24 protein-coding genes are annotated in these 19827 nt (G+C 67.5%); 12 read left to right on the top strand and 12 right to left on the bottom strand.

Features of this window, described 5'->3' with window-relative positions; genetic code table 11:
• Nucleotides 1-154: 154 nt before the first annotated feature.
• Entirely contained in the window at nucleotides 155-517 is a 363-nt protein-coding gene (locus ACLJPX_RS09715) for a MarR family winged helix-turn-helix transcriptional regulator (RefSeq protein ID WP_410599774.1), read from the top strand.
• A gap of 199 nt (nucleotides 518-716) precedes the next feature.
• Nucleotides 717-1013 carry a DUF1330 domain-containing protein gene (locus ACLJPX_RS09710; protein WP_410599773.1) on the top strand — a complete coding sequence of 99 codons (297 nt, stop codon included), beginning with the start codon at nucleotides 717-719 and terminating at the stop codon, nucleotides 1011-1013.
• On the opposite strand, the gene ACLJPX_RS09705 is transcribed toward ACLJPX_RS09710, so the two are convergent.
• The 3 genes from ACLJPX_RS09705 to ACLJPX_RS09695 form a co-directional block, all read right to left on the bottom strand.
• Nucleotides 994-1353 (bottom strand): hypothetical protein, encoded by a 360-nt coding sequence (locus tag ACLJPX_RS09705; RefSeq protein WP_410599772.1) that lies wholly within the window; start codon nucleotides 1351-1353, stop codon nucleotides 994-996. The genes ACLJPX_RS09710 and ACLJPX_RS09705 overlap by 20 nt on opposite strands.
• Before the next feature lie 42 nt (nucleotides 1354-1395).
• Nucleotides 1396-1617: a hypothetical protein gene (locus ACLJPX_RS09700; RefSeq protein WP_410599771.1), complete on the bottom strand. Its 222-nt coding sequence runs from the start codon at nucleotides 1615-1617 to the stop codon at nucleotides 1396-1398.
• Nucleotides 1618-2242: 625 nt separating this feature from the next.
• A complete protein-coding gene (locus ACLJPX_RS09695; RefSeq protein WP_410599770.1) occupies nucleotides 2243-3217 on the bottom strand; it encodes a MerR family transcriptional regulator in 975 nt (324 codons plus the stop codon).
• A 139-nt stretch (nucleotides 3218-3356) separates the two neighbouring features.
• Between ACLJPX_RS09695 and ACLJPX_RS09690 the strand changes: the two genes are divergently transcribed.
• The 4 genes from ACLJPX_RS09690 (at nucleotide 3357) to ACLJPX_RS09675 (ending at nucleotide 6616) form a co-directional block, all read left to right on the top strand.
• Complete coding sequence (locus ACLJPX_RS09690) at nucleotides 3357-4055, top strand: GAF and ANTAR domain-containing protein (RefSeq protein ID WP_410599769.1); 699 nt, start codon at nucleotides 3357-3359, stop codon at nucleotides 4053-4055.
• A 178-nt stretch (nucleotides 4056-4233) separates the two neighbouring features.
• A complete protein-coding gene (locus ACLJPX_RS09685; RefSeq protein ID WP_410599768.1) occupies nucleotides 4234-5295 on the top strand; it encodes a fatty acid desaturase family protein in 1062 nt (353 codons plus the stop codon).
• A 25-nt stretch (nucleotides 5296-5320) separates the two neighbouring features.
• Nucleotides 5321-6367 (top strand): esterase/lipase family protein, encoded by a 1047-nt coding sequence (locus ACLJPX_RS09680; protein WP_410599767.1) that lies wholly within the window; start codon nucleotides 5321-5323, stop codon nucleotides 6365-6367.
• Between the two features lie 27 nt (nucleotides 6368-6394).
• The gene (locus ACLJPX_RS09675; RefSeq protein WP_410599766.1) at nucleotides 6395-6616 is read left to right on the top strand and encodes a DUF6480 family protein; all 222 of its coding nucleotides are present in this window, start codon (nucleotides 6395-6397) and stop codon (nucleotides 6614-6616) included.
• Nucleotides 6617-6622: 6 nt separating this feature from the next.
• On the opposite strand, the gene ACLJPX_RS09670 is transcribed toward ACLJPX_RS09675, so the two are convergent.
• The 6 genes from ACLJPX_RS09670 to ACLJPX_RS09645 all read right to left on the bottom strand — a co-directional run bounded on the left by ACLJPX_RS09670 (nucleotide 6623) and on the right by ACLJPX_RS09645 (nucleotide 11256).
• Nucleotides 6623-6814 (bottom strand): hypothetical protein, encoded by a 192-nt coding sequence (locus ACLJPX_RS09670; RefSeq protein ID WP_410599765.1) that lies wholly within the window; start codon nucleotides 6812-6814, stop codon nucleotides 6623-6625.
• Nucleotides 6811-7053 carry a hypothetical protein gene (locus ACLJPX_RS09665; protein WP_410599764.1) on the bottom strand — a complete coding sequence of 81 codons (243 nt, stop codon included), beginning with the start codon at nucleotides 7051-7053 and terminating at the stop codon, nucleotides 6811-6813. The genes ACLJPX_RS09670 and ACLJPX_RS09665 overlap by 4 nt, the downstream gene beginning before the upstream one ends.
• Before the next feature lie 454 nt (nucleotides 7054-7507).
• Nucleotides 7508-8653, bottom strand: a complete 1146-nt coding sequence (locus ACLJPX_RS09660) for a geranylgeranyl reductase family protein (RefSeq protein ID WP_410599763.1) — start codon at nucleotides 8651-8653, stop codon at nucleotides 7508-7510.
• Nucleotides 8653-9690 carry an NAD(P)/FAD-dependent oxidoreductase gene (locus ACLJPX_RS09655; protein ID WP_410599762.1) on the bottom strand — a complete coding sequence of 346 codons (1038 nt, stop codon included), beginning with the start codon at nucleotides 9688-9690 and terminating at the stop codon, nucleotides 8653-8655. The genes ACLJPX_RS09660 and ACLJPX_RS09655 overlap by 1 nt, the downstream gene beginning before the upstream one ends.
• Nucleotides 9683-10204 (bottom strand): isoprenylcysteine carboxyl methyltransferase family protein, encoded by a 522-nt coding sequence (locus tag ACLJPX_RS09650; protein ID WP_410599761.1) that lies wholly within the window; start codon nucleotides 10202-10204, stop codon nucleotides 9683-9685. Before ACLJPX_RS09650 ends, ACLJPX_RS09655 begins: the two co-directional genes overlap by 8 nt.
• A complete protein-coding gene (locus tag ACLJPX_RS09645; protein WP_410599760.1) occupies nucleotides 10198-11256 on the bottom strand; it encodes a type III polyketide synthase in 1059 nt (352 codons plus the stop codon). The genes ACLJPX_RS09650 and ACLJPX_RS09645 overlap by 7 nt, the downstream gene beginning before the upstream one ends.
• Before the next feature lie 36 nt (nucleotides 11257-11292).
• Here ACLJPX_RS09645 and ACLJPX_RS09640 point away from each other — a divergent pair, with 36 nt between their 5' ends.
• Together ACLJPX_RS09640 and ACLJPX_RS09635 are read left to right on the top strand one after the other, a co-directional pair.
• The gene (locus ACLJPX_RS09640; protein ID WP_410599759.1) at nucleotides 11293-12174 is read left to right on the top strand and encodes a UbiA family prenyltransferase; all 882 of its coding nucleotides are present in this window, start codon (nucleotides 11293-11295) and stop codon (nucleotides 12172-12174) included.
• 91 nt (nucleotides 12175-12265) lie between these two features.
• Nucleotides 12266-12472: a hypothetical protein gene (locus ACLJPX_RS09635; RefSeq protein ID WP_410599758.1), complete on the top strand. Its 207-nt coding sequence runs from the start codon at nucleotides 12266-12268 to the stop codon at nucleotides 12470-12472.
• On the opposite strand, the gene ACLJPX_RS09630 is transcribed toward ACLJPX_RS09635, so the two are convergent.
• From ACLJPX_RS09630 to ACLJPX_RS09620, 3 genes are read right to left on the bottom strand one after another with little or no spacing between them, the layout of a single operon-like run.
• Nucleotides 12456-13754, bottom strand: coding sequence for a glycosyltransferase family 2 protein (locus ACLJPX_RS09630; RefSeq protein WP_410599757.1), 1299 nt, complete (start codon nucleotides 13752-13754; stop codon nucleotides 12456-12458). The two genes, ACLJPX_RS09635 and ACLJPX_RS09630, sit on opposite strands and share 17 nt — an antisense overlap.
• On the bottom strand, nucleotides 13748-14749 hold the full coding sequence (locus ACLJPX_RS09625; protein WP_410599756.1) for a hypothetical protein: 1002 nt from the start codon (nucleotides 14747-14749) through the stop codon (nucleotides 13748-13750). Before ACLJPX_RS09625 ends, ACLJPX_RS09630 begins: the two co-directional genes overlap by 7 nt.
• Entirely contained in the window at nucleotides 14746-15783 is a 1038-nt protein-coding gene (locus tag ACLJPX_RS09620; protein ID WP_410599755.1) for a glycosyltransferase, read from the bottom strand. The genes ACLJPX_RS09625 and ACLJPX_RS09620 overlap by 4 nt, the downstream gene beginning before the upstream one ends.
• A 153-nt stretch (nucleotides 15784-15936) precedes the next feature.
• Here ACLJPX_RS09620 and ACLJPX_RS09615 point away from each other — a divergent pair, with 153 nt between their 5' ends.
• The 4 genes from ACLJPX_RS09615 to ACLJPX_RS09600 all read left to right on the top strand — a co-directional run bounded on the left by ACLJPX_RS09615 (nucleotide 15937) and on the right by ACLJPX_RS09600 (nucleotide 19821).
• Complete coding sequence (locus tag ACLJPX_RS09615; RefSeq protein WP_410599754.1) at nucleotides 15937-16842, top strand: WcbI family polysaccharide biosynthesis putative acetyltransferase; 906 nt, start codon at nucleotides 15937-15939, stop codon at nucleotides 16840-16842.
• A 74-nt stretch (nucleotides 16843-16916) separates the two neighbouring features.
• Complete coding sequence (locus ACLJPX_RS09610) at nucleotides 16917-17951, top strand: glycosyltransferase (protein ID WP_410599753.1); 1035 nt, start codon at nucleotides 16917-16919, stop codon at nucleotides 17949-17951.
• Nucleotides 17948-18964 carry a glycosyltransferase gene (locus ACLJPX_RS09605; RefSeq protein ID WP_410599752.1) on the top strand — a complete coding sequence of 339 codons (1017 nt, stop codon included), beginning with the start codon at nucleotides 17948-17950 and terminating at the stop codon, nucleotides 18962-18964. The genes ACLJPX_RS09610 and ACLJPX_RS09605 overlap by 4 nt, the downstream gene beginning before the upstream one ends.
• Entirely contained in the window at nucleotides 18961-19821 is an 861-nt protein-coding gene (locus ACLJPX_RS09600; protein WP_410599751.1) for a glycosyltransferase family 2 protein, read from the top strand. Before ACLJPX_RS09605 ends, ACLJPX_RS09600 begins: the two co-directional genes overlap by 4 nt.
• Nucleotides 19822-19827 lie beyond the last annotated feature (6 nt).

Here is a 19827-nt window from a genome sequence, read left to right as displayed (position 1 = left end):
GCCGACCCTTGATCGGAAGATGCATAAAGAGTTCATATAAATCTGCTATGTTTTTGGTGTGAGTCGCCGAGACGCCGCGCAAGGCGCTTCCGATGCCATCGGGTCAGCCCTCTACGGTCTGGCGACCAGTGCTGTGAGACGTCTTCCCCGCGACATGAGCCTGACGTCCGCCGCCACCTTGGCGACTCTGGACAAGACCGGTCCGCGACGGATCACCGATCTGGCCGTGGCCGAGGGCGTCACCCAGCCCGCGATGACCGTCCTGGTCCGGGTGATGGAGAAATCCGGGCTGGTCGAGCGGAAGGGCGATCCGTCCGACAAGCGGGTCACGCTGGCGTTCCTGACCGAGGCCGGCGCGTCGTACGTCCGGGCACGACGCAAGGCGGGCGTCGACGCGTACGCGCGGTTGATCGGCGAACTTCCTGGTGACGAGGTCGAGGCCTTGGCGGCGGCCCTTCCGGCGCTGCTGCATCTGGCAGCGCTCGAAAGCCACGCCGGAGAGGGGTCGGACCGGTGATTGCGGCCAGGCTGGTGATCAGTCCATGAGCGCTACCCTGCTACGTTCCGAGGCACATCCGCTGATCCCCGCGCTGATCCTCGCCGTGGGCTTCGGCCCGGCCACCTCTTCGACGCTGATGAGCCTCGCCCTCGTTCGCCGACGCTCGTCCGAAACCAGTCCGTAAGTCAGATGCACTCATTCCAACACAGGAGGTTCCATGCTCAAGGGCTACTGGGTCAGCGTCTATCCCACCATCACAGACCCTGAGGGGCTCGATGTCTATAACGAACTGGCCGGTGTGGCCGTCAAGGCCGGGGGTGGGCGGGTGCTCGCCAGCATCGGTAGCCGGGTCGTCGCACACGAAGCCGGAATCGCCGAGCGCGTTGTCCTGATCGAGTTCGACAGCTTCGAACAGGCGGTCGCCGCATACGAGAGCGTGGCCTACCAGAAGGCGCTGGCCGCACTCCCCGACGGCTTCGAGCGCGACTTCCGCATCATCGAAGGCCTCGGCTGACGATCGAGGCTGCGTCGGCGACGAACACCAAGTCGACTACGACAATCAGAGTTTTCAGTTCGACGCCGGACGCGCCGAACTCCGCTTCCAGGATGGCGTCGAGCAGCGGGAACGTCGCCCAGTCATTGTTGGTGTGGACGGTCAGCGTGTGGGAACCGTCGGGGGCGCCTATCACGAAGGTGCACGTGTCATAGCTTTGCCCCGTGCTGCCGGAGCGCCGGTGGATCTCGGTGCGGCCAAGGCGGATTTCGAACTCCATGTATCGCAGGCCGAGGGCCCGTGTCAGGTCTTCGGCTGCGTCGATGTCCCGCCTGGCGCCGTCGAGATCGCCGGCGCGCATCCTTGCCGCGGCCAGCCCGACCAGGTAGGGGACCGGGTCCTGCTAGCCGGACCAGGCGGACAAACCGACGGTGCGTTCCAGTGCGGCGATCGCCGAGTCGTGGTCGCCGCGGACGAGGTGGACCTCGGCCAGGGGAGCCGTCGCCACGGCCGTCCACAGCCGGTCACCGGTTTCGGCGAACTCGGCCGCTACTCGCCCACGTGCGGCGGCGAGCTCCGCCCAGTCGCCTCGATCGCCGGCCGCGGTGGCTTCCAGCAAGGACAACCAGGCCCCGGCCCAGGCTCGGAACCTTTCCCCGCCCTGGCCATCTCTGCCGCGACCAGGTCGTCGAGGCCCATCTGCTGGGCTAGGGGAAGTGCCACCAGCAGCAGGAATGGCCTGGCGCGAAGTCCAGGGCTGGTACTTCCTGTTGTTCCAGCGCGGCGAGCACGTTGACGGGGTCGTCGATCTACCGGTCGGGCACGGGTTCACCGTGCACAGCCGATGCGCCTGTGCTGGACGTGACGAGTGGCTATTGCTCGTAGGCTCCGATGTCGTGGCTTCGGCCGGCTGGGCGGCGCTTGTGTCGAGGTCGAAGGCCGGAGCGGACTCGGCGGATCCTTGGTCGATGGCACCCGTCGTCCCGGCTTCGAGGTGGAAGTCGCCCGCGTGGGGTTCGACGAAGCCGGGATCGCCGGCAGTGTTGTGATCACTGACGAAGGCTCGATGGGATACGGGCCCTCAGCGAAGATATTGTTGCGTAGCAGGTTGCCTCCGGTGAAGGTGCCACCGTAGAACCGCACAGTTCGCGCACCGATGAACTTGCCACCGCATCGCCCAAAGAAGTAGTGGGCTGCGGGTTTGCGTCGTTCACGCGAGCTGGCGGTCTCAATCTCACGCGAAGTTCAGGCTACGCCGGATCGGTGGCGAGCGATAGGGAAATCGCCGTTCGTCCGATGCCCCCGTATCGGTTGTGCGTCGTTTCCAGCTGATCTGTTCCGTGCCTCAAGGCGCAGGCCCTCAAGGCCGAGGCGGCTTCGTCGAGGCTGTTCACCAGGGGAAGGCCTCTCGGGGCGGGGGAGGTCCAGCCGGGTCCGGCGAGGAAAAGGCTTGTTCCGCGTGCCTGGCAGGCCCGCGCGATCGAGAAGGGCGTCGCGCCGGGACGCTGGGACCACAGCACCAGTGCGTCAGCGGGCTCGGCGGTGCGTTTGAGGGCCCGCGAGATCGCGGTGGCGGGAAGACCGGTGCCGAGCAGGCGGGCCGGGATCGCGTTCTCGGCGAGGACGGCGCGCAGCGCCTCGAGCGGCAAGGTGTGATGCTCCCCGGGCACGCAGGCCAACAACACGGTGGGGTTCCCGAGTTCGGAGGCGGAACCACGCACGCTCTGCAACGCGGCAGAGATCGCCCACGCCAGAAGGTGAAGCACATCGATGCACTCGCCGACGTGCTCTCTGCCACCGTCCAAGCGACCGCCGAACACGGCCAGCGCGGGACGGCACCAGCGCTCCCATGTGCCGCTCACGCCATCCTTGGCTATCCGGGCGTCGAGAATGGTCAGCAGGAGGTCGGCGTCCAGGTCCAGTGCCGCGGTGACCAAAGCGTCGACCGCGGGGGAGGTGCCCGTCATGGGGAAGGCCAGGCGGGCCGCGGCGGGGACGCCGACACCGTCGGCGATCAACTCCTGCATGTGCGTCAGCGCGGCGAGGTCGTGCTCGCTGTAACGGCGGTGCGGCCCGGAGCCGCCGGTGGCGGCGGGGACGCCATAGCGGCGATGCCAGCTGCGGAGGGTCGAGGGTGCGATACCGAGTTGTCTGGCCACCGCTCCCGGCGTCCATACCGCGTCGTGTGCGGTGGTGGTGTCCCGAGTCGCGCCAAGGCCGTCCATCACATCAGTGTCCCTTGTCCCATCCGTGGTACCGAGGTCAAACGATGACAAAACGATGCGGGCACTCTAGTTTCGAGATGTCCGCCCGGAGAAATTATCCGATGAGCCGGGAACGGGCACATCGCACAGGGAGCTGACCATGGCCGAATCCGAGCACCGGGCCGATGATGACCTGGGGCGGATCCTCATGGTGATCGCGCGAGCGTTGCAGGCCGCACCGGATGTCGACTCGACTCTGGAGGCGATCGTCAAGTCGGCTGTGGAGCATGTTGAGGGTGCCGAACACGCAGGGATCTCACTGGTCGAACCGCGTCAGCGGATCCGCACGGTGGCACCCACTGCGGAGGTGGTCGTCACGATCGACCACATGCAGTACCGCACTGGTCAGGGCCCCTGCGTCGATGCCATCAGCGAGCACCGGATCTACCGCACAGGTGATCTGGCCGTCGAGCGCCGCTGGCCCGAGTTCGCGCCTGCCGCGGCGGCCACCGGTATGCGTTCGATGCTGGCTTACCGGCTGTTCGACACCAGCACGACGCTGGGCTCGCTGAACCTCTATTCCCACGATCTCGACGCGTTCAGCGACCAGACCGAACGTGACGGTCAGCTGTTCGCCACGCACGCGGCGATCGCGCTCGCCGGAGCGCAGACCGAAGCGCGGCTGCACGCCGCACTGGAACACCGGGACGTCATCGGCATGGCGAAAGGCATCCTCATGCAGCGCCACGGTATCGACGCGATTCACGCTTTCCGCATGCTCGTCGAGTCCTCGCAGGCCAGCAACGTGAAACTTCACCGGGTCGCCTCCTGGCTCATCGAGCATCACAGCGAACTCTGAGCCCGGCGGCGGGGAAGTCCGTCTCCGATCACGACTTTTCCGAGGTCGATGCCGGTTGAAAGAGTATTCAAGGGGGTAAACGAACACGGTGGTGGTCGGTTGAGCAACCAGCCGGCCGCCACCGTTCATCTGCACGGTCGCCCCAGCCCCGGCACCGCAAAGTCCGGGAAGGGCGCCCATGGTCACCTCATCAGCGATACCGTCGATTCGCGACAGCCACGCACGCGATACTTTCCGCGATCTCGCCGGCCTGATCCGGCACGAAGGCTTATTGGACCGCAGATATGGCTACTACGCGGCCAAGATCAGTCTCACCCTGCTCGCTCTGGCCGGCGGGTGTGTCACGTTCGTAGCGCTGGGAGATTCGTGGTGGCAGCTCGCCACCGCGGTGTTCTTCGCGGCGCTGTTCGCTCAGATCGCGTTCCTCGGCCACGACGCGGGACACAATCAAATCTTCCGCACCGGACGGGCCAACGACCGGATCGGCACTGCCTTCGGCGCGATCGTCGGCATGAGTTACGGCTGGTGGATGGGCAAGCACACCCGGCATCACGCGAACCCCAACCACGAAGACGACGATCCTGACCTCGACATCCCGCTGCTCGCCTTCACCCGTGCGCAACTGGGCGACAAAAGCGGTTTCGTCCGCTGGACCACCCGGCATCAGGCGGGGCTGTTCTTTCCGCTCCTGACGCTGGAGGGAATCAGCCTGCATTGGGCGGGAATCCAAGCGGTGTGGCGTGGCGAGGTCAAACACCGCAGGGTGGAGGCGGCGCTCATGGCCGCGCACGTCACCGTTTATCTGGGTGCGGTCTTCCTGGTGATGTCGCCGCCTGTGGCACTCGCGTTCATCGCCGTGCACCAGGGTCTCTGGGGTGTCTACATGGGATGTTCGTTCGCTCCGGGGCACAAGGGCATGCCCACCTACACTGATAAGACCAAACTCGACTTCCTCCGCAAGCAAGTCCTCACCAGCCGCAACGTCCGCGGCGGACCGTGGGTCGATTTCGCCCTCGGCGGCCTGAACTACCAGATCGAGCACCACCTGTTCCCGAGCATGCCGCGCGGCAACCTGCGTCGCGCGCAGCCCTTGGTCCGCGATTTCTGCGCTAGGCACGGGATCGACTACGCCCAATGTGGACTGTTCGGTACCTATCGCCATGTCCTGCGGCATCTGCGCGACGTCAGCGCGCCGCTTCGCTCTACGAAGACGAACTCCGGCGCGGAGCCCGGCATCTGACAGCGGCCGAGGAAGAGGCACGGTGATGAAGAAGGTGCTCTCGATAGCGAGAGAGATCGTGAACGTCGTTGCCACGCTGGCGCCGGATACCTCCCGGTTGCCCATCGTGTTCACGCGGGATTACTGGACCGGTTCGATTCTGGAATCGGCCACCGGGCACCACCTTGCCGGCGTCGCCGACGGCATGTTCGGCACGCGGGTGCCGGCGGGTCGCCGCGGGATGACCGTCCGCGTCGAGCGGCGACCGATCGGCCTCGACCGGCGTTCTGTCAGAGCGGCCTTCCCGGAGGCAAGCGGTCGCATGGTGGTGCTCCTGCACGGATTGGTCGAGACCGAACTGTGCTGGTTCCGCGGATCTCCGCCGCAGGGTGATTTCGGGGCCAGGCTGTCAGGTGATCTCGGTAGCACTCCGGTGTATGTGCGGTACAACTCCGGGCGTCACGTCTCGGAGAACGGCGAAGACCTCGTGGCGCTGCTCTCTGGGCTGATTGCCGCATGGCCGGTACCCGTCACCGACATCGCTCTGGTCGGACACTCGATGGGCGGTCTCGTGGCACGGAGTGCCCTGCATCAGGCGCAAGAGAAGAACGTCTCGTGGCTTTCCACCGTGACGCGGCTGGTTTGTCTGGGCACACCGCACAGCGGCGCGCCGTTGGAACGGCGCGTCGCTCAGCTCGCGGCACTGTCTGGCAAGACTTCGATGACGTCCCCGCTGACCAAACTGTTCGCTCTGCGCAGCGACGGTATTCAAGACCTCGCGCACGGCTATCTGCATCACCGGCAATGGGCCACCTCCACCCAGCCTTCGGTGGAGGCTGAACCCCTTCCTGTCACCGGAATCCGCCGATTGTATGTATCCGCGACGCTGTCACGCCAGGAAGGAAGTACCTGGGGTCGTCTGCTCGGCGATCTGCTCGTCAGGCCCGTCGTGGCCGGGGAACTGACCGAGGAAGCCGAGATCGTCTGGCTCGGCGGGCTCAATCACTTCGCCCTGCTCCACCACGACCTCGTATACGAGACAATCCTTGACTGGCTCTGTGTCGACGAATCCGTTCAGAACGTCACTTGGTAGCGACGAAACCGCCATCGAAGGAGACTCATGACAACTCCCGGACCAGAACCACAAGACGTTCCCGGCCTGGAGCCGGGCGGCTCCGTCCAACCTGGGGACACTCCGCCGGATGCCGGACAGACGTCCGGCTTGTCGCACCCGCAACCGATTCCCTCGCGGCTCCCCGCGATCATCACGATCGTCGTCATCGGAGTCGTCGTTCTCGGCGTGGCCGGCTTCTTCCTCGTACGTGCACTCGATCTGCTCTGATCATCGCTACCGCGGCGGCACCGTGAGCGTGAGACGGCCGCGAGGGCCGCGCAACAGTACCCGGCCGTCGGCGGCACTTTCGACGTCGTGACCCCTGTCCGAGTACAAGTCCAGGACCTTCCCCGCTTCGTTGGGGACCAGGGTGAGTGGCGTCAGCGGGGACCGCTGCCCGGGAGCGACGTGGATCTGACGGCTCATGAGGCTTCCCGCGTGAGACGAGCATGGATGCCCGAAGTGGATTCCGTCGTCAGCGAGAGCAGTACCTCGGCGGTGAGAGCGCGTACGCGGTTCGCCATTGCGGAGGCTTCGCTCTGGGTGAACAGTCCGTGGCTGGTGGCGTGGTGGATGGCGGTCAGCGCACGACGGCTGAACAGCAGCACCGCGTCGGTCGAGCGGAAGGAACAGGTCTCCGGCGTTACCGGCGCTAAGTCGGTCATCGTACGTCCTCCCGCGGTCGAGACTCGGCTCGCGATGTTGGTGTTGGTGTTGGTGCATTGTCACGAGGTCGACGATTCGGACCTGCTCGAGCGCGTATCGGCAGACCATGGTCATCATCAACGTGAACGGGTCGCCGGGGTCGTAGCCGGGCGCTGTGCGCCAAAGCTCTGGATACACCTCGCGGGCGACGTCTTCGGCCGATCCCGCGTCAACCAGGATGCTGTGGACCAGCCTGAACACGTCCTGCGAGGTGCGGTCGTACAGTTCGGCGAACGCGGCGGTGTCATCTTGCCCCGCTCGCTGCAGGAGTGCCCCGCAGATTGCCGGATTGCCGGTGTCGGTCACCATGGCGGCTCCCAAGTGGAGGGACAGACTCACACCGCCGGGACTGGGGCAGTCCTTGTGATCAGGAGTTACCCCGGCGGTCGGCCGGTAAACACGTCTTGACGCCTGTCAGCGCATTTTTTGCCGTCGGAGCGCTGCCGCGGTGATCATCGCTTTGGCCAAGGGGCTGTCGAGTGTGCCCGCTCCGAGGCCGATTTCGACGAGGCTGTCGAAGGCGTGCCGGTTGTCGCGAGCTGCCGCGGTGGCAATGTCGACCAGCCATGACCGGCGGGTGCACCGGGCGAGCAGATCGGTGTGCCAGAGGTGCCTGCCGAGGCGGTGTCGCAAGGCTCGGCGATACGCGTGCGCAGGCTCGGGTCTCGTGGCGGCGGTGCCTGCCAAAGCGCCTGAGAGGACCGCGTAGTAGATGCCCTCCCCGGTCAGCGGGTTGATCAGAGATGCGGCATCACCCGCCAGCAGAACCCGGCCGTGCGCGATGCGGGGCCGGCCGGGGGACAGGGGAAGGCGGTGCCCGCGCAACGCCAGCGGAGGGAGGTCCGGCAGCAGCGTGTGCAGCCGCGCGGTCAGCTCGGCCCGGGACGGTGGTGTGGCACGGATGAGTTCCCCGTAGCCGACGTTCGCGGTGCCGTCACCGATCGGGAACACCCAGGCATAGGCGGGCCAGTGCGCGCCGGCCATGACGAGTCGCTGCTCGCCGGCAGGCCACGGCTCCGAACCGGTGTAACCGCGCAAAGCGATCGCGACGGTGCCTGCCTGTGCGTGGCCGGCACCGCACTGGCGTCGCACGACGGATTCCGCGCCGTCCGCGCCGATGACCGTCCGGGCGCGGATCGTGCCGTCGATGAGGACCTGGTCGTCGTTCTGGACGAGTGCGCGGACACGGTGGCGCCGCAGGACCACGCCCGCGTCCAGGGCGGCGTGCACGAGCCTCGCGTCGAAGAGCGCGCGGGGAATGACAGCGGCCGGTCGCGGGAAGTCCCGTTTCGCCTGGACACCTTTCGGTGACGTGAGGTGTAGCGCGGTGACCGGTTCGGTGTTCGCTGAAAGCTCGGCGACGGTGATACCGAGTCCGGCGAGAACGTCCATGGCGTGTGGTGCGACACCGTCGCCGCAGACCTTGTCGCGGGGGAAGCCGGCGGTGTCCAGCATCAGTACGCGTGCGGCGGGGGCGGCCCGCAAGGCCGCGATCGCCGCCGACGACCCTGCCGGACCGGCGCCGACGATCACGAGGTCCCAGTCCTCCGCGGCGTTCATCAGTGCGCGAGCTGGTCGACGGCGGCGGCGAACAGCCGCGGTGCCCGGGCGGCGATCGGCACGATCCGCGGCGAGAGCGCCGGTCGTCCGCGTGCCCAGAGCAGGGTTTCGGTCAACCACCGTGACCGCCGCGAGGTCCGTTTCCAGGCACGGTCGTAGTCGGCGGGACGATCCGCGCGCAGGCAGCGGACGAGTTCGGCCGCGGTGGCCAGTGCCACCGCGAGACCTTCGCCGGTGAGGGCGTCGACGTACCCGGCCGCGTCCCCGACGAGCAGGACGCGCCCCGCGACCCGGCCCGACGCCCGTTGCCGGAGTGGACCCGCGCCCCGGACCGACGACACCGGTTCCGCCCCGCCCAGTCGTGCCGCGAGGTGGGGGAACGCGGTGAGTTGGTCGGTGAACCCGCCGCGGACCGAGGACAGGATCGCGACGCCGATGGTGTCCGTTCCGACCGGTGTCACGTAGGCCTCGGACCGCGCCGCCCAGGTCACCTCGACCGCGTCGGTGTAGGGGGCGAGGGTGTAGTGGCGGCGCAGCCCCCAGCGAGGGGTGTCCACCGAATTCGTGGTGCCGAGACCGGCGAGAGCCCGGAGCGGGGAGTGCAGACCGTCGGCCGCGACCAGATAGCGCGACCGCAGTCCGCCCGCCCGCACGTGGTCGTCGTACTGCGTCACGTCGGTGACCGCCGTCGGCAGGATCGGTACGCCGTGCCGGTCCACTGCGGTGCGCAAGGCTTGGTGCAGCGCGGTGCGCCGCACGCCTCTTCCGGGCCCCGCACGGAACGAGGCGTGCACGAAAGTGCTCGGGCCCTGGCGGTAGGTGATGCCGTCGATCGGGTGCCCCGGCGGATCTATTCCGAGCGCGGTCAAAGCTCGGACGGCGCCCGGCATCAGTCCTTCCCCGCACGCCTTGTCGATCACCCCGGCGCGTTTCTCGCACACCACCACGTCCAGGCCGACTCGCGCGCACCCGAGTGCGACGGCCAGTCCGGCGGGACCGCCGCCGGCGATGACCACGTCGTGCAGATGCTCAGGCATGTGCTGACTTCAGGGCTTGGTTCTCGGCGCGGATCCGGACCGTCAGCAGTCCGGCGTTGAGCACGGTGAACATCACGGCCGTGATCCACGCGTCGTGCACGAGCGGCAGGGCGAAGCCCTCCACGACGACGGCGACGTAGTTGGGATGCGGGAACAGGCGGTACGGACCACCGGTGACGCGGGAAAGGCCGGGGACCACCACGATGCGGGTGTTCCATTGACGGCCGAGGACACGGATGCACCACCATCGCAGCGCTTGCGACGCGATCACCAGGGCCAGCATCGGCCAGCCCACCACGGCGGTGAACGGACGGTCGGCGAGCCACACTTCGAGCAGGCAACCGGCCAGGAGCCCGGTGTGCAGCACCACCATGAAGGGGTAGTGCCCGAACCCGGTTTCGCGGCCGCCCCGGGCCAGGCTCCACGCCAGATTGCGTTTCGCGACCACCAGTTCGGCCAGCCGTTCCGCCGAGACCAGGCCGACCAGGACCGTGTACCAGATCTGGCTCACCATCGCAGCAACACCAACTCCGCGCAGAAACCCGGGCCCATCGCCATCACCACGCCCCAGTCGCCTTCGGACGCGGGCCGGTCGGCGAGCGTGTCGGCGAACACGTGCAGCACCGAGGCCGACGACAGGTTCCCGATCCGGTCCAAGGAGCGCCAGGTCATCGCCAGGTCGTCCTCGTCCAGCCCCAGTTCGGTCTGGATCGCTTCGATCACCTTCGGGCCGCCGGGGTGACAGATCCAGCGGGCGATGTCACCGGTCTTGAGTCCGTGCGGGGCCAGCAATCGCTCGACATCACCCGCCAGGTACTCGTGCACGAGATCCGGGACCTCCGCGCCCAGCACGATCTTCAAACCCGTGCTGCCGATGTCCCAGCCCATCGCGCGTTCGGTGTCCTGGTACAGGTGACTGACCGAATCCACTACCCGGGGCCCCGCCGCGGCGGTCGAGTGACCCTCGCCCACCGCGATCACCGCGGCGGCTCCGTCACCGAAAAGTCCGGACGCGATCATGTTGGCGGCGCTGGCGTCCTTGCGCTGGACGGTGAGTGAGCACAGCTCGATCGACACCAGCATCGCCACCGAGTTCGGCCAGCCATGCAGAAAGTCGTGCAGCCGCGCGATGCCCGCGGCGCCGGCGAGGCAGCCGAGACCAACGAGGGGCAGACGTTTGACGTCCGGGCGCATCCCGATCCGTGAGGCGATACGCGCCTCCAAGGAAGGGACCGCGAATCCGGTCACCGTCGTGGACATCACAAGGTCCACATCGGACGGTGTGAGTCCCGCGTCGGCGAGGGCGGCGAGTGCGGCTTCACAGCCGAGATCGACCGCGGCCGACAGGAACGCGTCGTTCGCCGCCGTGAAATCGTCGATCGCTTCGTAGCGTTCGATGGGTAATGCCAGGTGACGGGTGGCGACCCGCGCACTGGCGTGGAACCGGTTCGCCACCGCTCGCGCGGCCTTGTCCGGCAGGCACAGCCGCCCGAACAATTCGGTCAGTTGTGCCTGCGGATAACGGTGTGGCGGAAGTACACCGTGGACCGCTGAAATTGTCGTCACCTCTTTCACGGTACGACCTCCGCCTACACTTGGCAGATGACCGGCTTCCCGACCACACCGGACGGCGCGCCCGGCCGGACGGCGACATCGCCGCGTCGGCGGGGGATGCTGCTAGGTCTCGCCGGTGCGTGCCACCCCGTTCCGGGACTGGCGGTGACAGCGGTGGCCGTACTGCTGGCCGCCGGAACCGGACTCGGCGTGGGCGAGGTGGTTCTGCTCGGTGCCGCGGTGCTGACCGGGCAGTTGTCGATCGGCTGGTCCAACGACTGGATCGACGCGGCCCGCGATCGCGCCGTCGGCCGCACCGACAAACCGGTCGCCGCGGGGACGGTCCCGGTGGTGGTGATCGCGGTCGCCGCGTCGACCGCCCTGGCTGCGACGATCGTCTTGTCCGTGCTGCTCGGATTGTTCGCGGCGGCGGCCCTGCTGATCGGTGTCGCGGCCGGGTGGGCGTACAACCTCGGCCTCAAATCCACGATCTGGTCCGGCGCGACGTATCTGCTCGCGTTCGGAGCCCTGCCCATCGCACCGTACGCCGCGCTGCCCGGACAACCGTGGCCTCCGTGGTGGATACCGGTCGCCGGAGCACTGCTCGGGCTCGGCGCGCATTTCGCGAATGTACTTCCCGACCTGCGAACGGACGCGGAAACCGGGGTCCGTGGACTTCCGCACCGGCTCGGGGCCACCGCCGGGGTAATCGTCATGGCCGCCGCGTTGGCCGCCGCGTCGGTCATCCTGGGCGTCGCCCCGGCGACCACGTCATCGACGTTCGCGCTGACCGTGTCGGCCGCCGGGATCGCGCTGGCCGCCGCGACCGCGCTGTCGGCCGTCCGCGCACCACGAAGTCCCGTGGCGTTCCGGCTGACGATCGTGATCGCGATCCTCGACGTCGTGCTGCTGATCACGACAACGACTTGAGCCGAGGTTCGCCGCGCCCCACGTGGAGCGTCCAGGAAGGCGGAAATCGAGGTCCTCGTTTCGACCCGAACGGCCGGGGTATGCCAAGTGAGTGACGGTTCGGATGCGCATAGGCCAGGAAGAGCTTTCGGAGAATGCCGGCGACGAGCCCGGAATTCTCGACCGCCGGGTCAAAGGAGACAGACAGCGGTTCCAGGATCTCGCCAAGATCCTGGACGGCACCGAGTTCACGACGCTGGCAATCTGCAGGCGAACAACCCCGACGCCGAGAGCGCTTCGGTTCAGTGCCAACGACTGAAGAACCCGTCCAAAGTGCGTGTCCGGTCGGTTTCCGCCTCGACGAGAAGGCGATCGGTTCCGAACGCGCGCTCCAGTATCTCGCCCCGGGTGAATCGGGGCGACCACCGCCGCGCGCGTCCGATGGCTCGAGTGGACCATGCGACACCGGCGAGTTGTTCTTCCCGGATCAGTTCGACCTGTCCGTTGTCGGACACGGTCAGCGCTTCGACCACCCGCCGGACAGCAGATCGGGGCAGTGGTTCGTAGACGTCCACGAGCACCCGTGCCCGTCTGAGCTGATCCTCCGTCCACGGCGCGGATTGGACGACGCCTTCGTAGATCTCCGTCAGGCGGTCGTCCTGCGGCCACAGCCGAACTCGCAGGTCGCGATGGGTCTGTCGCAGCAGTGAGTGCACGGTGCGCACCACGTCACTGAATTTCCCCGCGGAGCGCACCGTGATCAGGGCATCGGAGATGAGTCCGTTCAGCGGGGCTCCGCGAGTGGAAGGCTCAGGGATCACACTGGCCAGCCGCGCGCTTTGGCGGTCGAGGATTTCGTCGTCCTCGTCCCGGCCTGCCCAATCCGGCCCGTCGTGCCACGCGACGGCTTCGTGTTCGTGCACGAAGACCGCGCCCGCGTTCCAAGCGCGGTACGCGAGATCCCAGTCTTCGCCGCCGTAACCCACGAACCGCTCGTCGAAGCCGCCGATATCGAGGAACAGTTCCCGGCGGCAGGCCAGAACCGCTCCGATCATGAACCGGAAGCTACGGCCGTCAGAGTGCAGAAGATTCGCGGTGTCGGCATAAGCGTCCTTCAGCCAGCGGGGTTCATCGAGTGCGTCCGCAGCCCCGGGTTGTTCGTCGTCTCGAAGTCCCGCGAACGAGGTGTGCCGCCGGTGTCCTGTGGCGAGCACGTCGGGACAGCGGGAAATGTGGCGGACCATCTTTTTGAGGTAGCCGTGTTCGGGGACGGTGTCGGCGTCCAGGAAGACCAGCACCTCGCCGGTGCTGTTCCGCGCGGCGAGATTCCGGATCGCCGCGGCGCGGAAACCTTCGTCGGGTTGACTCACCACGAGGGTTTCGACGTCTTGGACCTTGAAGTCCGGTTCGGTCGCTGAGCCGTCGTCGGCAAGGATCACCTGGGTGGGGCGCAGTGTCTGGCGCCGAAGCGCCAAAGCCATTCTAGGAAGGAGATGGTGCTGCTCGAAGTGCGTCACGATGACGGTGACGGTCGGCGTGGAGCGTGGATAGGGCGCCAGCAAGTCCCAGCGATTGCGGGGGACCAGGATGTCGGTCAGCATGGCGCCACCGCCGAGTGACGACCGGCCTCGGCGAGCACTTTTCGATACAGCGACACATGCTCAGCACCGGTATCGGTCCACTGTGGACGGGAACTCGACCGCGTCGTCTCGGGCTCGTCCAGCGCTCGGACGACATGCTCGGCCAGCTCGCGTTTCGATCCGCCCAAGAGCAGGGTCCCTGGGTGCCGTCGAGCTATTTCCCTGGTGTAGTGGCCTGACCAGGTCACCGGTCGTCGACGGCACGACAACCAGGAAAGCAGGGATCCGCTAGCGCTGACAGTGCGGTTGAGCACCACCGGTACCCGTGCCGAACAGGCCAGATCGGTGAATTCCGCGTCGCTCAGGTGGCCGGTGAGCAGGAACGGGACGCGGCGCCGAGCGGCGTGCCGTCGAACCCGGTCGAGCAAGTCGGCGTGACCGGCGCTCACGGATCCTGCGGCCACGACGAGAGGCGGCCCGCTCGCCCGGTTACGGCCTACGGCGGCGGCGAGATCGATGGCCTCGAGGTGCCCCTTGCCCAGGTAAAGGTAGCCGAGCAGTACGAGCGACGGTACCGGCTCGATGAGCAGGTGATCGTGGACGGAGAACGGTTCAGGAGGCAGGGGAAGGTCGATCCGGTAGATGGGTTTCCCGGTCAACGCGGCGGCCTTGCGGGCCTCGTGCGAGGCGGAGACGACCACCGCGTCACACGCCTCCAGCACGTCCGCGTAACCCCGGCAGCGGGCCTGGTCGCGACGGCTCCGGCCGAACGGGTCCGGTACGTCGTGCACGGTGACCACCAACGGGCGGTGTACGCCTGCCATCCAGTTTCGGAAATTGACCGCGGCCTTCTCGATCGTGTCTCCGAAGAGCGCGTCGGTGAAGTGGGCGTGCGTCAGATCCGGCTCGTCCTCCGTGCTGACCGCTCCGTGGATCGTGCAAAGCCCGGCGACCGACCGCGCGTGGCGGACCACACCGTGTCCCGGTGGACCCGGCGCGTAGGTCTGGAACCTCATCTTCCGTTCACCACCGCGCGGTAGACGTCGAAATGCGCGCGGGCGATGGCGATTCGGCCGGTCTCGCGCAGTCCCGGGTCGGCACGCCACCGCGGCCGCTCGGTGTAAGCCTGCCGGACCGCAGCGTCGAGGCTGAGCGGGTCCAGAGAGGTCTCGGTGCGCGAGTAAAGCAGACAGGGAGCCTGTTCCCGGTAGAAACCGAAATCCGGAGCCAGCACGGTGGTCCCCAAGTCGTAACAGGCCTCGAGCCACCCCGAGTGCGTGCCGAAGCGATGAGGCAGCACTGAGACGTCGAGGCTCTCGAGATAGTCGAACAGTTCGGCGTCGGAGAACGGCGGCCGTACCTGGACCGCCACGCCGCGCCGTCGAAGCTCGTCGGCGGCTCGCAAACCGTGGGCGTCGTCGTGAGCGAGCACGGACAGTTCGGCACCGGGTAACGACGAGACGGTCTCGGCGAGTTGCTCGGCGATGGCGATCGCGTCGCAGTTGGCCCGCATGCTTTTCGCGTGTACACCGATGACGAAGGGGTTTTCGCCGCCGCGCCCGGCCACGCGACGCATCCGTTCCGGATCGACGACGTGCGGATGCGGGATGACTTCGACAGGGCGTCCCCATATCGCGGTGATCCGGTCGGCCGCGCCCCGGGACAAGGTGATCACGGCGTCCGCCGACGGAACCAGGACGTCCAGAGCAGCACGATGCGGTGCGGGATCGGCCTGATGGGGATTGCGCAGGTCGTGCACGGTCAGGACGAGGGGTTTCCCTCGAGCACGCAGGGTGCCCACCAGTTCTCGCAACTCGTCCGGAGTGCGGTGCTCGTAACCGAAATGCAGATGAAGCAGGTCGAATCGCCGATGCCGTGCTCGCAACCAAGACGGCTCCAGCATCCGATGTGGCCACCATTGACCGGACGGTGCGCCGGGCACGGGCGGATCGGGCAGGACACGGAAGTCTTGCGCCGTGGTCCTGTCGGAGGTGTGCCGGACATAAGAATGCCCGGCCGGGACAGAGGCCACGGCGAGGGGAGTTCGCACCTGCGGAAGATAGCCGGATCCATCGTGCTCAAACATCGAGGCGGGAATGTTCTCCGGTAGCCACTCCGGGCCTTTTCAAACATCAGGGACCGGTGATTTCCGTGGCAGAGTGTTTCGCTAGGCGGAGATAGGCCCTTCGGCGATGATGAGGTCATGGATCACGGCCGGTTCGCGCACTATCGGGCCTTCTACGACGGCCCCGCGTCGAAGGCGCCGATCGCTCTCGTGATGGGGAACTGTCAAGCCGAGTCGGTACGCGTCATGTTGGCGACGTCGAAATCGTTTCCGTGCACCTTGGTGCGGGTACCACCGGTACACGAACTCGTTTCGAACGACATGGACCATCTAGACGCGTTGCTGAAAAGAACGGAAATCTTGCTTACTCAGTCGGTACGGTCGGACTATCGCGGTCTTCCGGTGGGCACGGCCCAGCTGGCGGAACGGCTTCCGTCGTCGGCGAGGACGGTGCGATGGCCGGTCGTCCGTTATGGAGGGCTGCATCCCTTCACCGCGATCGTCCGGCATCCCGACGATCGGTCGGGGGTACCTCCTGTCGTGCCGTACCACGATCTGCGGCTGATCTCCCGGCTCGCGGGCCGTCCGTCAGATGTCCACACCGGACCTTCCGCCGACGAGGTGGTCGCCGTGGCCGAGATGTCGAAGGCCGAGATGCGCCGCCGGGAGCGTGCCACGGCCGATGTGGCCGTTTCGGACCTGCTCGTGCGCGCGGGGGCCGACGCGATGCGCACACCGAACCATCCCGGGAACAGCGTCCTGCTCGGTTTGGCGCGCCGATTGCAAAGGGCCCTGGACCTGCCCGGCGACGCCACCGATCCGGGACGTCCGCTACTGAACGACATTCACGCTCCGCTCAGCGAACGAGTGATCACAGCGCTGGGCTTGAAAGCCGCGATTCGCTCGACCTGGTCGATGGCGGGAGAACCGGTCGAGGAGCATTTCCTGTGGAAGGAGCACACGCGGTGGTACGAGCGACACCCACAGTGGGTAGAAGCGGGCATTTCACGACACCGCGACCAGATGGCCTTGCTCGGCCTGTGACCGTCGAAAGCCGCTTTAGTGCGCGACGAGGGCAGACGGCGGGCCGCGATGGCGCGAAACTATCCCTTGGTCTGGTGGCGTCGGCCCGCTATCCCATTCGCGAGCCTTTCGCCGGTGGCCTGGAAGCGCATACGTGGCAGTTGGCGACAGGCCTGCGTGCGCGTGGGCACGAGGTGACCGTCTTCGGTGGAACCGATTCCGACCCGTCTTTGCGAGTGCAGGCGATGCCCGTCCTGCCGGCGTTGTCCGCGCAAGCCCGGCTGGACGTCAGCATGCCCGCCGACTATTTCATCGCAGAGCACCACGCCTATCTCGGTTTGATGCTCGACCTCGGCGCCGCCGGACGATGCGACCTCGTGCACAACAACTCGTTGCACTACCTGCCCATCGCCATGGCCTCGACGCTGCGGACACCGACGCTCACCACCTTGCACACCCCGCCGACGCCGTGGCTGGAATCCGCGGTCCGGTTACGTTCGCCGCGCCACACCAGTTTCGCCGCGGTCAGCGCCCACACCGCCCGGCAGTGGTCTTCGCTCGTTCCCGGGATCACCGTGGTGCGTAACGGAGTAGACCTCGATCAGTGGACGTCCGGTGCCGGATCGGGCGTACCCGTGTGGTTCGGCCGGTTCGTGCCGGAGAAGGGCCCGGAACTGGCCATCCAGGCCGCGATGGAGGCCGGTACCGGGCTCCGGCTGGCGGGACCGTTGCCGGACGCGGACTATTTCCACGACCAGATCGAACCGCTGCTGGGGACGGACATCGAGTACCTGGGGCACCTGGCCCACCACGACCTCGTTCACCTCGTCGGTTCCGCCAGTGTCGCTGTCGTGTCACCACGGTGGGAGGAACCGTACGGGTTGGTGGTCGCCGAAGCCCTGGCTTGCGGTACCCCGGTGGCCGGATTCGCGCGGGGAGCCCTCCCTGAAATCCTCGACGACTCCAGCGGCGTCCTGGCCGCTCCCGACGACGTTCCCGGACTGGCCGCCGCCATCGCACGAGCGGCCACCCTGGACCGGGCAGCGGCGCGCGGCCGCGCCGAATCGGTGTGCTCGGTGGACCGGATGGTGGACGAGTACGTGTGCTTGTACCGGGAACTGCTGTCATGATCGCCTTCTACGTCCATCACCACGGTTCCGGACATCTTCATCGGTCCGTCACCGTCGCTCGGGCCCTGGGCGCGAAGGCCATCGGGTTGTCCAGTCTTCCCGCGCCTGCCGAGTGGCCCGGTCGATGGACCGTGCTGCCCGGTGACGCCGACGGAGCCGACGAGCTGCACGACGACGTGACCGCGGGGTCCACTTTGCACTGGGTACCGCGGAACCATCGGGGCCTGCGCGATCGTATGGCGCGGATCAGTTCGCTGTTGCGTGACGAAGACGTCCGGCTCCTGGTCTGCGACGTGTCGGTGGAAGTGGCGCTGCTGGCCCGCCTGCACGGCGTGCCGGTGGCGATCGTGGCGCAGCCGGGCCACCGCGTCGACCGGGCCCATCGCACCGCCTACGACCTCGCCGAAGTGATCATCGCGCCGTGGCCGCGGCGACCCGCCCCGGACTGGCCCCCGTCATGGCTCGACAAGACCGTTCACGTCGGTGCGCTGTCGCGGTTCGACCGGCGCCCCGTGGCACCGGAATCCGCGGTACGGAAAGTCCTGCTGCTGTGGGGCACGGGCGGGCTCACGGTGTCCTCGGCCCAGTTGCGGGCGGCCGCGGCGGCCACTCCGGACTGGAGCTGGGACGTCGCCGGTCTCGGCGACGACACAGGGTGCCGGACGCCGAATCTGCGGCACCACGGCTGGGTGGCCGACCCGTGGCCGCTGCTGGGTGACGCCGGCGTCGTGATCACCCACGCCGGGCAGAACGCGCTGGCCGAGGTGGCGGCGGCCAGGCGTGCCGCGGTCGTCATTCCGCAACGTCGTCCTTTCGGCGAACAGCACGCCACGGCTGCCGCGCTCATCCGCGCCAGGCTGGGTGTGGTCGTGCCGTCCTGGCCCGAACCGCGCCGCTGGCCCGCGCTTTTCGCTCGCGCGCGGGCCCGAGGTGGCGACTGGAAGACCTGGTCGAGCGGGGATGGCGCGACGCGGGCAGCGGCCGTGCTGCGGGAATTGGCGGGCGGGAGATGACCGCCCGCCCGAGTACCGCCGTCGTCACCATCGCGGCCGGTCGCGAAGCCCACTTGTCACGGCAACGGGAAGCGCTGGCCGGGGAAGCGGCCGACCTGCAGGTCGTGGTCGGCATGGCGGGACCTCCGGATCTGGGTGACGTCCCTGGCTCGCCACCGGTCGTGTCGACCCTCGTGACGGCGGGAGACGCAGGTCTTCCGCTGGCCGCAGCCCGCAACGCCGGGGCACGCGTGGCCCTCGAACACGACATCGAACTGCTGGTGTTCCTCGACGTCGACTGCATTCCGGGCCCTGGGGCACTGGCCCGCTACCAAGCCGCGGCCCGGCGGGTACCCCCCGCCACGGTGCTCTGCGGTCCGGTGGCTTATCTGCCGCCTCCGCCGCCGCGGGGGTATCCCGCGGCGGGAGAACTCGCCCGGCTGGCCGAGCCGCATCCGGGCAGACCCGCACCTCGTCCAGGCGAGATCATGCTGGAGCGCGAGCGGTTCGAGCTCTTCTGGTCGTTGTCCTTCGCGACGTCCCGGGAAGATTGGCTTCGCTTCGGTGGCTTCTGCGAGGAGTTCGCCGGATACGGCGCCGAAGACACCGATTTCGCCCTGCGCGCCGCCGATCGCGGCGCGCTGCTGGCGTGGGTCGGTGGGGCCACGGCCTTCCACCAGTACCACCCGCCCAGCAGGCACGAGCCGCGTCATATCCGCGAACTGGTGGCTAACGCCCTTTTGTTCCATCGGCGCCACGGATTCTGGCCGATGACCGACTGGTTGACCGACCTGGACCTGGCCGGGGCCGTCCGCTTCGACCCCGAAAGCGGCACCCTCCGGTTGCTTCCCGGGTTCCGAAACCACAATCTGAAATAAGGATAA

Source organism: Amycolatopsis sp. lyj-90 (genome assembly GCF_046549035.1).
In the GTDB taxonomy this organism is placed as follows: domain Bacteria; phylum Actinomycetota; class Actinomycetes; order Mycobacteriales; family Pseudonocardiaceae; genus Amycolatopsis.
This window is presented reverse-complemented; position numbering and strand designations above follow the sequence as displayed.